14 protein-coding genes are annotated in these 11,535 nt (G+C 68.5%); 5 read left to right on the top strand and 9 right to left on the bottom strand.

Annotated elements, in window-relative coordinates; all coding sequences use genetic code 11:
• Positions 1-254 precede the first annotated feature (254 nt).
• From E1284_RS32690 to E1284_RS32700, 4 genes are all read right to left on the bottom strand, one after another.
• Entirely contained in the window at positions 255-1,337 is a 1,083-nt protein-coding gene (locus E1284_RS32690; protein WP_131944025.1) for a methyltransferase domain-containing protein, read from the bottom strand.
• Positions 1,334-1,501, bottom strand: coding sequence for a hypothetical protein (locus E1284_RS41950; protein WP_165965513.1), 168 nt, complete (start codon positions 1,499-1,501; stop codon positions 1,334-1,336). Before E1284_RS41950 ends, E1284_RS32690 begins: the two co-directional genes overlap by 4 nt.
• Positions 1,502-1,759: 258 nt before the next feature.
• Positions 1,760-2,053 (bottom strand): hypothetical protein, encoded by a 294-nt coding sequence (locus E1284_RS32695; protein ID WP_131944026.1) that lies wholly within the window; start codon positions 2,051-2,053, stop codon positions 1,760-1,762.
• Between the two features lie 69 nt (positions 2,054-2,122).
• The gene (locus tag E1284_RS32700) at positions 2,123-2,494 is read right to left on the bottom strand and encodes an ATP-binding protein (RefSeq protein ID WP_165965514.1); all 372 of its coding nucleotides are present in this window, start codon (positions 2,492-2,494) and stop codon (positions 2,123-2,125) included.
• Positions 2,495-2,519: 25 nt separating this feature from the next.
• Here E1284_RS32700 and E1284_RS32705 point away from each other — a divergent pair, with 25 nt between their 5' ends.
• From E1284_RS32705 to E1284_RS32725, 5 genes are all read left to right on the top strand, one after another.
• Complete coding sequence (locus E1284_RS32705; RefSeq protein WP_131944028.1) at positions 2,520-3,467, top strand: helix-turn-helix domain-containing protein; 948 nt, start codon at positions 2,520-2,522, stop codon at positions 3,465-3,467.
• Positions 3,464-3,652, top strand: a complete 189-nt coding sequence (locus E1284_RS32710; protein WP_131944029.1) for a DUF397 domain-containing protein — start codon at positions 3,464-3,466, stop codon at positions 3,650-3,652. The genes E1284_RS32705 and E1284_RS32710 overlap by 4 nt, the downstream gene beginning before the upstream one ends.
• A 366-nt stretch (positions 3,653-4,018) precedes the next feature.
• Positions 4,019-4,873, top strand: coding sequence for a hypothetical protein (locus E1284_RS32715; RefSeq protein WP_131944030.1), 855 nt, complete (start codon positions 4,019-4,021; stop codon positions 4,871-4,873).
• A 109-nt stretch (positions 4,874-4,982) separates the two neighbouring features.
• Positions 4,983-5,432, top strand: a complete 450-nt coding sequence (locus E1284_RS32720; RefSeq protein WP_131944031.1) for a macro domain-containing protein — start codon at positions 4,983-4,985, stop codon at positions 5,430-5,432.
• Positions 5,433-5,563: 131 nt separating this feature from the next.
• The gene (locus E1284_RS32725; protein ID WP_131944032.1) at positions 5,564-5,815 is read left to right on the top strand and encodes a hypothetical protein; all 252 of its coding nucleotides are present in this window, start codon (positions 5,564-5,566) and stop codon (positions 5,813-5,815) included.
• Between the two features lie 45 nt (positions 5,816-5,860).
• Here the strand turns inward: E1284_RS32725 and E1284_RS32730 are convergent, their stop codons facing one another.
• The 5 genes from E1284_RS32730 to E1284_RS43355 all read right to left on the bottom strand — a co-directional run bounded on the left by E1284_RS32730 (position 5,861) and on the right by E1284_RS43355 (position 11,204).
• Complete coding sequence (locus E1284_RS32730) at positions 5,861-6,733, bottom strand: hypothetical protein (protein WP_131944033.1); 873 nt, start codon at positions 6,731-6,733, stop codon at positions 5,861-5,863.
• 3 nt (positions 6,734-6,736) lie between these two features.
• The gene (locus E1284_RS32735) at positions 6,737-7,333 is read right to left on the bottom strand and encodes a hypothetical protein (protein WP_131944034.1); all 597 of its coding nucleotides are present in this window, start codon (positions 7,331-7,333) and stop codon (positions 6,737-6,739) included.
• A complete protein-coding gene (locus tag E1284_RS32740) occupies positions 7,330-8,523 on the bottom strand; it encodes a hypothetical protein (protein WP_131944035.1) in 1,194 nt (397 codons plus the stop codon). Before E1284_RS32740 ends, E1284_RS32735 begins: the two co-directional genes overlap by 4 nt.
• Positions 8,516-8,938, bottom strand: coding sequence for a hypothetical protein (locus E1284_RS32745; RefSeq protein ID WP_131944036.1), 423 nt, complete (start codon positions 8,936-8,938; stop codon positions 8,516-8,518). The genes E1284_RS32740 and E1284_RS32745 overlap by 8 nt, the downstream gene beginning before the upstream one ends.
• Positions 8,939-9,644: 706 nt before the next feature.
• Complete coding sequence (locus E1284_RS43355) at positions 9,645-11,204, bottom strand: OmpA family protein (protein ID WP_243714887.1); 1,560 nt, start codon at positions 11,202-11,204, stop codon at positions 9,645-9,647.
• Between the last annotated feature and the right edge of the window lie 331 nt (positions 11,205-11,535).

The raw sequence follows: 11,535 nt of genomic DNA on the forward strand, positions 1-11,535 counted from the left end.
TGCCCGACCACTTCGATCAGCCGATACCGCCCGCCCACCAGCTCAGAAGTCCCCGCCATGGCGGTAACGATAAACACCGGCCATCACACTCGGATCACGTGCATTCGGTTGCCGTGCAGGCGGCGCGGATGACTCTTCGCGAGCTCGAGAGGGGCCCGACGCTGCTGCTGATTCAGGCGGTCGCCGCCGGTAGCAGTGGCTCCGAAAATCTGCCCCGGCCTGAGTGGCCGGGGCAGGTTGCGGGGTGTTGTGGCTCAGTGGATGGGGTTGGTTGGGGTGTCCAGCCAGATTGTTTGAGCGTCGGGTGTGATGGTGATTCCGAAGCGGGTGATGTCGGGGCGGCCCCACTTGAGCCATTGCAGGTAGGCGGCCTCGGTCTCGTCCCACAGGGAGCGGTCGCCTGCCTGCTGTACCTCGTAGTCGGGTTGGCCGGGTTCGTAGTCGACGGAGGCCCACGCGCCCTTATGGGATTCGCGGTCCAGGACCCATGCGGTCGCTCCGGTGGCGTCGGCGTAGAGCCTTGAGACCACGCCTGGCACGAGGGCCGCCACGGTGAGGTCGATGCTCACTGGTCCGTAGGAGAGTGAGCGGGGGTCCAGGCGGGTGCGGCTTACTCGGACCTCCCTCGACAAGGCCGTTGCCCATGACCGGGCTGGTCCGTAGGCCGGGCGTTGTGCGCGCAGCACCATGTAGTCGGCCGAGCCCGCGAACTTGCCCACGGCCGTCCCGTCGTCGAGGACGTCCAGGCGCAGGACGGCGCCGTAGCCGAACCCGGCCGAGAACGGGGTCACGATCCGTCCGCCGGGCCGCGTCTGCTCCACCCATGCGTACGGCACGTGTGAGACCGCGCATGTTGCGTGGATTCGGTCGTAGGGAGCGCCTTCGGGGAATCCGTCCGCGCCGTCGCCCACGATGACGCGGCATTCGTAGCCGGCGGCCCGGAGCCGTTCAGCGGCCTTGGCCGACAGGTCCGCGTCGATCTCCACTGTGGTCACGTTGTGGGCGCCCACTCGGGCGGACAGCAGTGCGGCCGTCCAGCCCGAGCCGGTACCGATCTCCAGGACGCGATCGTGGTCGAACGGGTCGAGTTGCTCCAAGAACTCGACCACCAATGTCGGCATCGACAGCGACGAACTGGCCAGCCCTTCGCCCTCGGTCCGGCCGTCCTCGAACTGGGTCACCAAGGGCTGGTCGAGCGCCACGACCTCTTCCCACTTGTCGGGTTCGGCGTTGCGGTCGATCCGTGCCCAAGGGCCGGGCCCCAGGTCCGCCCACACCACGTCGGGTGTGAACGAACGCCGGGGCACCGAGCCGATGGTCTCGTGCCAGTCGGTCACGAACGCTTCCCGTCGTTGGGGTTGCCGTTGGTCCTGTCACCGGTCCCACGGGATCCGCCCTGCGGCTTGTCCCCGTCGGTGGTGGTCCTCTCGTCGCTGTTTCCCTTGTCGCGGTCGCCCATCATCTTCTCCTTCGTTGTGTCGTTGCGGCTGGTGAACCGCACTGGAACCTCCGGACGGACGGGCATGTGCCGCGCTCAGAACGCCGTCCGCCCGGAGGGGTCTAGGTGCCGGAGGCGCGGGTCATCGCCTCCTGGTAGGCCGGTTTGGTGATGTCCCTCATCGGCGCAGTCTTCGCAGAAGTCGGCGGGTCCGGTGCACCAGGCCTGGGCCTAGGACGTAACCCGCCATGGCTCCGAACAGGAGGCACACCGTCCCGAGGATCAGGAGCAGTCGCGCTATCTCCGCGAGCTCGTCGCCCATCACGGACGAGCCCCGAGCGCGTGTGCGATCGTCTCTGCGGCCTGCGCGGGGGAGTTGGCCGCGCCGATCGTGTTGCCGGTGGGTGCCCAGGTGAACTCCCAGGTCCCGGCGATGAAGTCGGCGCCGACCTCCGTGAATTTGCTGGGGGACTCGGCGTTGATCACGTAGAGGACGGGCGTGCCGCTGCGCTGGACGATGCCGCACGACATCCCGCCGTGCCTGCGCACGGCCTCAATGAGAGCGGTCAGGAACGGACGCCGTCCGCTCATCGCGGTCAGGTGATCAATGGCCATCTTCGTGCTACCTCCCGTCGAGGGTCGTGCCTGGACTGCCGATGCGGATGAGGACGGGCTCAGATGCCGCTACGGGTGCATGCGCGCCCAGATCCACTTGCCGCCGGCCGGGTCGGCGGTGACGCCACACTTGGCGGACATGGCCTGGACGATGTGCAGGCCCCACCCGCCGTTGTCGTCGAACGCCTCCGCCGACAGGTCGAGGTCGTCGAGGGTGAGTTCCTTCAACGGCTTGGCCGTGGGCAGCTCGTGGTCGGCGTCCCAGACGGCGATGATGATCCCGTAGGCGTCCCGGCTGAGCTGGAGACGGATCTCCTCGTCCGGCGTCTGGCGCGCGGCGTTGGTGACGAGTTCCGAGACGATAAGAAGCGCGCTGTCGAGAATGTGCGAGTAATCCCATTTGCGGATCTGTGTGTCCGCGAAGGTGCGTGCTTGCCCCACTGCGGAAGGTGTGCCCATAAGGGGCATGATCGGCTCTGCGGTCGCCGTCATCGCCATCGTCCCGTCCTTGCCCGAGATTCCGATTTCCTGTGACAAGGATCACCGGAACGTTCTAAGGTTTTCCTGTTACGAAAACAAAGCCAAACAGGAGATGCCGATGCCCATCGTCCGTGATCCCCTAGAGCCCAAGATCTCCCTCTGGCATCTTCTGGCCTTCTACCTGCGGTTTCTTCGCGAGAGGGCAGGTCTTTCGTTGACTCAGTGCGGGAAGATCATTGGTGTCACCCGGTCGACTGTTTCGAACATTGAGGCAGGCAGGCAGCGTCCGCAGGAAGATCAACTTGTAAAGCTTGACGAGAAATATGGCACCGGAAGGCTTTTGCAACTACTGCTCTGGTTTGCCCGGAATGCCCACGACCCAGACTGGGGACGGCAGTTCCTCCGTTACGAGGAACAAGCCGATGCGCTCAGGCTCTACCACGGCAAGACGCTCCCTCGGCCGTTCCAGACCGAGGACTACATGCGCGCCCTCGCCATGGCTGGAAGGCCCCAAAATCCTGACGACACAGTGGCCAGGCTCCTCGCTCGTCAGCAGGTTCTCCTTGATCCGGAAGACCCGCCGTTCTTCTATGTGATCTTAGATGAGGAGGCGCTGCGCGCTTGCGTCGGTGGCCCAGAGGTCATGAGGGCGCAACTCACCCACCTCCGGAAGATGATGGACCTCCCGAACGTCATCATCCGCTTCATCCCGCCGTCGGCAGGTGCACACGAGGGCTTCGACGGTCCGTTTCAGATCATCAGCATGGAGAGCAGGGACATCGCCTACGCGGGTGCCCAGTACGGCGGACGGCTCATCGAGGCGCCCAACGAGATCAGGGACCTGTGGGCTACTTTTGATCGCATCGGCGCGAAGGCCCTCCCGGAAGATGCCTCGCGTGCCCTCGTCGAGCATTACTTGGAGCAGTACACATGAACGTTCAGTGGCGGAAGAGCACCCACAGCAGCGGTGTCAACGACGAACACTGCGTTGAGCTGGGACGCCTTTCGCCGGGGATCGGGGTGCGGGACAGCAAGGACCCGGATGGGGGACACCTCACCTTGTCCGTTGCGCAGTTCGCCGGTCTGATCGAGCAGGTCAAGCGGCACTCGGCCCGCTGACCGTCCCGTCCGGCCCGGCCTTCAAGCTGGTCCGGAGCGCCCCCGCCCCGGCCCCGGTGTGACTCACCTGCCTGGGGCGGGCACGCTCCACGTCCCAGGCAGGCCGTCATCTCTCCCCCCCCGCACTCGCGCTCCGGATCTCGTCCGGTCCGGGGGAGGGCCGGGCACGGCGCCCGGCGTCACCTCCTGCGCCTCCGGCGTCCAGCCGTCGCCCCAGACTCTTGGACGGCGACCGCCCGCCCGCGCCGCGCCCCTGCCGTCACCGCTGGTCCGAGACGTCTCGCCGTGGCAGCCGACCACCGGCGGTGCGGCACGGGCGCTTAGAGGTCCTACGGAATGGGGGGTGGGTCCTGATTTACTCGCGGGATGACTGACTGGTCGCGGCTCTCGCACGCCTACGGCACCGCGGAGGACGTTCCCGGGCTCCTCGATCGGGTCGCCTCCGGGCGAAATGATCAAGGGTGGAGCGATCTGTGGTCGGCGCTGTGCCATCAGGGCAGCGTCTACTCGGCGAGCTTCGCGGCCCTGCCACGGCTCCTGGCCATCGCGTCCGACCAGGGGACGCGGGAGGACGACGCCGTCATGGCGCTCGCGCTGGCCGCCGCCATCGTGGCCGGTGAAGACCAGCCGCACGACGCCGGCGACGTCCGGGCACGCCATGCGGCGGACATCGATGCGCTCGGACGGATCGCCACCCGCATGCTGCCCACGGCGTCCGACCGCTATACGTACGTCTACCTCCTGCAGGCGGTGCTGGCCTTCGAGGGCGTCCCCGTCTGGGGGCACCGGCTCGAAGACGTCAACAACGACGAGTACGAGATCGAATGCCCCGAATGCAGTGCGGTGATGTTCGTCGCCTTCGGCGATGACGGCCACTTCTCCTGCACCGGCGACTACGCCATCGGCGCGGACGTCCCCAAACTCCCGCTACGTCCGGCGGCCCCCGAGACCTTGACCGGCCTGCCCGAGCGCCTGCACACCACCGCCCACGCGCATGGGCAGGAGGACGTGGCGGTGCGGCTGACCTACCTCTTCGGCGCAGCGACCTGCCCTGATTGCAAAGCGGAATTCACCGTGGCGGACCAGGTACACCCCCCACTGGTGACCGCCGCCCGCCGCCGCGGAGTGGGGCGGCCTTGCCCCGACGACGGGAACCGGCCGCGACCTGGACGCCGTGCCGCCCCGCCTCCGTCCCGCGACAGCGTCGCCATGCGGCGATAGAGCCCTCGGCTCTGCGCTGCCCTCTCGTGCGTGCGGGCTGGGTCGGCCGGGCCTCCTTGTCGGTGGTCGTGGTTACGCTCGCCGACACCACGGGGAGTGCGAGGGGTACATGATCACCGAGCGGACGGGCGACCTTCTTCAAGACGATGCGCAGGCGCTCATCAACCCCGTCAACACGGCCGGGGTGATGGGGAAGGGGCTAGCGCTTCAGTTCAAGCGCGCGTTCCCCACCAACTTCACCGCCTACGCCGAAGCGTGCGCAGATGGCCGCCTGCGGCCCGGCAAGGTCCTCGCCGTTCAGATCGACGCCGGCCGATGGGTCGTCAACGTGCCGACCAAGCGCCACTGGCGGAGCCCGTCCCGCCTGGACGACATCGAGACCGGCCTGAACGATCTCGCCCGAACCCTGACCGAACTGGACTTCGCCAGCGTGGCCGTCCCGCCCCTCGGTTGCGGCCACGGGGGCCTCGCCTGGAGCGCCGTTCATCCTCTGATCACCGAGCGGCTCGGCCCACTCGACCTGGAGGTTCGCCTCTACCTCCCCGACGACGGGCCTTGAGGATTGACGCCCGCCGAGGTAACCGTCCTGACGGCCATATGAAGACATGCAATCGTTCAAGAAAAAACTTGAAGATTGAGTTCACGGCGCTTAGAGTCCGCGGTACTGATCGTTTTCCCGGGGGAGGACGCATGAGTGCAAGCGAGTACTGGGTGGACGGCCGGCGCAAGCGCGCTGTGACGATCCGCGGTACCGGCGGCTGGGAAGACGACCGCGAGTCGCGGCAGGAGGTCGCGGAAACGGAACTGAGACTGTTCCTGGCTCGTGAACTGTCGAAGCTCCCTGTGACCAACAGCCGTGAACGGCGCGAGGCGACGAGGCGGATCATGCGCCGCATCCGGCAGCATCACACCGAACGGCAGAGAAAGGTCAACGGGTTGTGAGTGGGACCGGGCCCCCGGCCCTGCCGGTCTGCGGAGGCGCGGCGCTCATGTGTCCGTTCGGGCGCTGACGTGGGGAAGGGCGTGCTCGTAGGCGGCTCGCTCGTGGGCGAGTTCTGACCAGTCGCCGGGCGGTTCGGCGACCTCGAAGCAGTCCGCGCCGGTGAGGTTCCAGATCTCCGACTCCACCCAGCTCAGATGCCGGTACTTGCGCGGGGCCATGGACTGGGAGCCGAAGTCCCAGCCGACCGCCGACACCGGCCGTCCGGAGAATTGCTCGCGTGCCCGTTCGACGTAGTGGGCTCGGGTGACCGTGTCGGGGTGGAGGAACGACAGGTCGAAGCCGTTGTCGCCCAGGCCGAACGCCGCGAGGCCGTACAGGAACGTCGCCTCGATGCCCCGGTTCGTGCAGAACTCCGCGATCCTGGTGGCGCCCGCGAGCGTCCCCGCGTAGGAGAGGACGAAGACGCGCCGGAGCGGGTGGACGTCCAGGAAGCGGCGCAGCGCGGTGATGATCGTCTCTCCGGACGCGACGGTGTCGCCGATGAGCAGGGTCTCGGCCGGCGCCTCGAAGCAGCAGTACGGCACCTCGATGCGTGCGGTGTCGTGGGCGACCGCCGTCCGCGAGGTGGCGATCAGGTTGGTGGGGAGGTTGTGGCCGGTCTCCGCCGGCACGGCCTCCGCGAGCCGGTAGGCGAGGCCCTTGCTCAGGATCACCAGTTCGGCGGTCTCCTCGGGCCGGTACTCATCGGCCAGATGGGCGATGAACCACCGGCTGGAACGGAGGCAGGCCGCGCGAAACCCGGTGCCCATGAGGTTGCGGTCGAAGAGCAGTGACTCCAGGGCGTCGTTGTGAACGAGATAGAGCCGTGGGTCGTCCCTGATGAGCTCCGCGCTGCTCCGTTCCAGCTCGGTGATCAACGATCAGCGTCCTCTGGCGAGTGAAGGCTCGTGCAGGCGCTCCAGGGCGGCCAGCATGGGCGGGTCGCCGGGCAGGACGTTGTCGCGGTACTCCGTGATGGCCTCCTCGAGCCATTGGGGCATGTGGTGGACATCGCGGGCCTTCTGCGGCGCCAGTTCGGGGAGCAGTTCCCCGGCGCGCTGGAAGTCGTCGACGACCGCGGAGGCCAGTGCGGCCACGTGCGGGTGGACGTAGTCGCGGACGAGGACGCCGCGGTATTCGAGTTCGTCGGCCCGGTACTTGGAGTTGCGCGGGGCGACGACGACGATCGGGGTGCCGAGGAGCGCGGCGGCGGTCATCTCCACCCCGATGCCGATGCCGCGCCGTTCCCGGGCGTCCACGACGACCGCCGTCGCGACCATCACCTGGTACATGTCGCGGCCGAACTGCCCGAGCGTGTTGGACGGGTCGGTGATGGGATCGTCCGGGTTGAGGAAGACGACCTCGTGCGGGGACGCGCCTTTGACGACCTCCCGCCGCTCGATATCGGACCAGCAGAGTTTCTTCTCGTCCGCCGCGCCCTTCATGATGGAGCCGGAGCAGTATATGGATATGGTCATCGATCGTCTCTCCATGTCGTTCTGGCATTGAGCGTGAAATCGGCCATGGTGCCGGCCACGGCCTGCACGTTCGACTCCGCCTCGGCATAGGTGCGGGCGAGCCGGAATGCGCGTGATCCGCGTACCGCCAGGACGGCGATCCGCAGCGCGTCGAGCGAGGTTTCGTCGTAGGCCCGGTCGATGACGACTCCGAACGCGGGCAGGGAGCGCAGCCGCAGCAGTTCGTCCCACTCGGCGATGCGGTGGACGAAATCCGCGATGCCGAGCCAGTGCAGCACGGTGTCGAGCCGCCGCGCGGAGGGGAGTCTGCCGTCCATACCGGCTGACCTGCGGCTGAGCCCGCAGGTCAGGTCACCCGCGGGGAGGTCCGAAAGGATGGCGGCGTCCAGGTCGAGGAGGTAGCTGCGCAGGTAGGAGCGAGAAAGGAAGAAGGCGAGCGATGTGCTTTCGGCGGGTGAAAGGGGCACGGGCAGCGTGCGTTCCACGAACCGCGCGATGAACGCCTGGCCTTCCAGCCGTTCAGGTGTTCGTGCCAACAGCCGTTCGGCGCGTCCCCGCGGCCGGTGCCATCGTCGGGCGGTCCCACGCGCGACACGGTGCAGTTCACCGCCGGGCTCTAGAGCCGCGCGCCACAGTTCGCCGATTCCGGCCGCCGTTCCGCCGCCGTGCCGGGGAGCCCAGCGGAAATCGGGATCGGCGCAGATTCCCCGCAATCCGGCGTGACGGTAGGGGTTGTGCGGGTCCCGCCGGTACTCGTGGACTTTCATCTCCCGGTAGTCGGCGAGATCGGGGACGGGAGCGACGTAGCGGAGGGCGCCCGCCCGCACCAGCGGCTCCACGCACCCGAGAAAGATCGGGTACCAGTGGATCTCGAAGATGTAGGACGCGGGGATGAGGAGGTGGCGCTCGGTCAGGAGCACGGCCAGCCGTGTGGCGTCCAGTGCCTGGGTGAGCGTGAGCGCCGCATGCCTTTCGTTGACATCGACGCCGTAGCACGCCAGGATCTCCGGGTTCGTGTACTGGACGAAGAGTGGCCGTTCGCGCTTGAGGGCACTTCCTGCGGCGGCAGGGGACGACTGCGACGTGCCTCCCAGCACCGCTGTGACGTAGATGTCCCGGGCCGCGACGAAAGCGTCGCGTCTCGCCCACACCCGCTGGGTGGGAGCCGGACGTTCCAACTCCTCACCCATCGTCGTCCAGGCTCAGGGATATGTGCTGGTCGCGGCCCGCGATGAATGCGTCCCGCCCGGTGGTGATGTTCTGCACGATGTGGACGGTGTCCGCGTCCGGCAATGCCTCCCGGACATGTCGGACGAAGCCCTGGAGTTCGGCCGAGGCGTCCATATGCTCGGCGAGGAAGGCCGTCAGCAGGGCCGTCCATCTCGCCTGCTCGGCCCCCATGGCGGCCTGGTCCGGCGGGGACGTCCGGCCGACCCTGCCCGCCGACTCCTCGAGCTCCCGGGTCAGGTCCGACTCGGCGGTCTGCGCGCCGCGGCCGACGATCCGGGCGAGCCGGGTCCTCGCGGTGCCCCAGAAATCGGTCGTCATGGCGTCCACGAGGGCCGCCGCGACCGCGCCGGCGAGCCCTGCCAGCGCGGGGTCCATGTCGCTGCACCTTTCCGATCTGCTGCGGCCTGCCCGTGTCCCTAATTCAGGCATCATTATGGGACGGTAATCGCGGATCTTCCAGGGTTATCGCGCACGGGGAGGTCGCGGCCGGGGAACATTCGCCTCCATTTCGGTCATAAATAGCAGGGTTTCTGGATGCGCTGCGCGGGCCGTAACCTGAACCAGATTCGCGTTGCGGTCGCCGTGCCTGCCGAAACGGGCAGGCGTGCACCTGTCTGCTTTCGGAGTTTCTGTCCATAAATGCGTGGCCCTGTGGGTGTGTCAGTCGCCGCACAGAGACGCAGATCACGGCCGGGAATTCTCAGGAAATCGGCTTTTCGGCGGTTCGGTCGCAGTCAGTCCCGGGGTGGCCGACACCGGTCGCGCGGGCCGCCGTGTCGAACTGGCGGGCGACTCCCTCACGGCCGACGCCTTCCCCGGCGACCGTTTCGACGCGGCGCCGTGCGATCCGCCCTTCGGCGACCGGGCCTGGGGCTGCGACGGCCTCGCGGGCGACGCGCGCTGGGTGCACGGGCTACCCCCCGCGCGGCGAACCGGAGCCGGCGTGGGTCCAGCGCGTGCTGTGGCATCTGCGGCCCGGCGGTGAGGCGGCCGTGCTGATGCCGCAGGCGGCCGCCGACCGGGTGGGTGGTCGGACGGTCTCCCGAACGAGCAGGCCGGGAGATCGAGGGCCCCGGTTCCGTCAGGTGATCGTCAGTGCTCGGACGACGGCGTCGGCGCCCCGGTCCCAGGGGACCTGCAGTTCGAGGTTCGCCGCGCCGGCGGGGGGCTTGTAGGCGTCCCAGAGGACGACGCTCTCGCCTGGCCCGAGGGTCTGCCGCGCCTCATGGAAGCCCACGAGGCTGCACACGCACGGGCCGGTCTCGACGCTCAGCGGGTTGTAGCGGACCTGGGCGGCGGGGTCGAAGAGCAGTACCCCGCCGGTGGTGCCCAGCCTCATCGGCCGCGGATCGCTGCCGTGATGCGAGGCCTGCCTTTCGAGTTTCAGGCCGAAGGTCCGCTTCTCCCGCCCGGTGTTCCGGAGCGTCCACACCAGGACGGCGAGCCCGGACGGGTCGCGGTGGAGGCTGTTGACCTCGACCTTGAGCCCGCGCGCACCCGCCGACTGGAACACGCCTGAGCCCAGCGCGGTGGACGTGCCGCGCCGGTAGGGGCGGCCGCCGCCGGACGCCGGTGCCTGCGCCTGCGGTCGCGGGCGGGCGAATGTCACCGTGACCCGCCGGTTCTTGCGGCGGCCCTCCTCGGTGTCGTTGGTGGCCACAGGGTCCTTGGAGCCGTGACCGGCCGGCCGGTAGCTCACTCCCTGCCGGGCCACCAGGCTTTTCAGCCGGTCGGCGACGGCCTTCGCGCGACGCTCGGACAGGGGCTGGTTGATCGCGTCGGTGCCGGTCGAGTCCGCGTAGCCGTCAATCGTGACCGTGCCGCCCGCGGACGCGTCGATCTGCTCGGCCACCTGCCGCAGCAGCCGGTCGGCCCGCGCCGTCAAGTCGGCCTTGTCGATCGCGAACAGCGTGTCGGTGGACAGCAGGACCGACCGGTCGTCCGCGTCGTCGGCGACCGACTGCTCGGTGCCCTCCGTGAGGGTGCGCAGTGCGAGGATCCGGGGCTTGCCCAACCGCACCGCGGCCGGATCCACCTGGCCGTCGAGCGGCTTGACCGGGGCGTCGGTTATCGGGACGTCCTGGAAGGGCACCGCGAGGGGGACCATGACCGTGACCCGCTTGACGTCGGCGGGCGGGCTCGGGAACGTCGCGTAGACATCGATGTGGCCGCCCGGCTTCACGGGATTGCCGTGCAGCCACGTGCAGAGGCACTTGTGCTCGTTGGCGGGTGCCCGCAAAGGGAAGTAGGCCTTGTCGTTCCGGGCGTCCAGCAGCCCGATGCCGCTCGCGGCGAGGGCGTCTCCCAACTCCGGGTCCAGCGAGTGCCCGAGTTCGCTGAGACTGCTCGTCAGGTCGATCGGCGCCCTGCCTTCGTTCACGATCTTGAAACGGGCGGTGACCGTGTTCGCCGCCGTCCGGCTCAGCGCGAGCAGATCGACGTGCGCGGGGCCGTCCTGGTGCTCCAGCGGCACCGATGCGATCGTTCCGGCTTCGCGGGGCGGGACGGCCGGCGCCGACGCGGACTCGCCGGGCTCCGCCTTCTGCTCGCCGCCGGAGCACCCGGCGACAACGAGCACACCCGCCAGTAAGGGCGCGGCGCAGGCGGCGGCGCGCCGCACCGCCCTGATCTTCCGAGACATCGGCGTCCCCCGACTCGATCACTCGCATTTCGGCGAATGATGGCAGCCGAAGTACGGTCAGTGCCACTGGTGCGAGAGCGCATCGATCGTGTGCTTGTGATCGGCGAGGTCAGGGTCGTGAACCCTCTTTTCGGGCGCCCTCCGATCTGGCGATCGGGCTGGACCGGTTCATGAAGCCATGCTCCGCGCACCGGCTGCGGGAGCCCGGTCCGGGGCGGAGGTCAGCCGGGGTCGGTGGTGGTGTGGGGGAGGGCGACGGTGGACAGGACGTGCTGGGCGGGGCTGCCCGGCGGGGCGTAGAGGCTGTCTCTTATCCACTTCTGACCCTGCC

It is taken from the genome of Actinomadura bangladeshensis, assembly GCF_004348335.1.
Classification (GTDB): domain Bacteria; phylum Actinomycetota; class Actinomycetes; order Streptosporangiales; family Streptosporangiaceae; genus Spirillospora; species Spirillospora bangladeshensis.

Coding starts and splice junctions, on each gene's coding strand:
- E1284_RS32695 (WP_131944026.1), bottom strand. CDS start 2,053: ATGGCCATTGATCACCTGACCGCGATGAGCGGACGGCGTCCGTTCCTG.
- E1284_RS32705 (WP_131944028.1), top strand. CDS start 2,520: ATGATCGGCTCTGCGGTCGCCGTCATCGCCATCGTCCCGTCCTTGCCC.
- E1284_RS32710 (WP_131944029.1), top strand. CDS start 3,464: ATGAACGTTCAGTGGCGGAAGAGCACCCACAGCAGCGGTGTCAACGAC.
- E1284_RS32715 (WP_131944030.1), top strand. CDS start 4,019: ATGACTGACTGGTCGCGGCTCTCGCACGCCTACGGCACCGCGGAGGAC.
- E1284_RS32720 (WP_131944031.1), top strand. CDS start 4,983: ATGATCACCGAGCGGACGGGCGACCTTCTTCAAGACGATGCGCAGGCG.
- E1284_RS32725 (WP_131944032.1), top strand. CDS start 5,564: ATGAGTGCAAGCGAGTACTGGGTGGACGGCCGGCGCAAGCGCGCTGTG.
- E1284_RS32735 (WP_131944034.1), bottom strand. CDS start 7,333: ATGACCATATCCATATACTGCTCCGGCTCCATCATGAAGGGCGCGGCG.
- E1284_RS32740 (WP_131944035.1), bottom strand. CDS start 8,523: ATGGGTGAGGAGTTGGAACGTCCGGCTCCCACCCAGCGGGTGTGGGCG.
- E1284_RS32745 (WP_131944036.1), bottom strand. CDS start 8,938: ATGGACCCCGCGCTGGCAGGGCTCGCCGGCGCGGTCGCGGCGGCCCTC.
- E1284_RS43355 (WP_243714887.1), bottom strand. CDS start 11,204: ATGTCTCGGAAGATCAGGGCGGTGCGGCGCGCCGCCGCCTGCGCCGCG.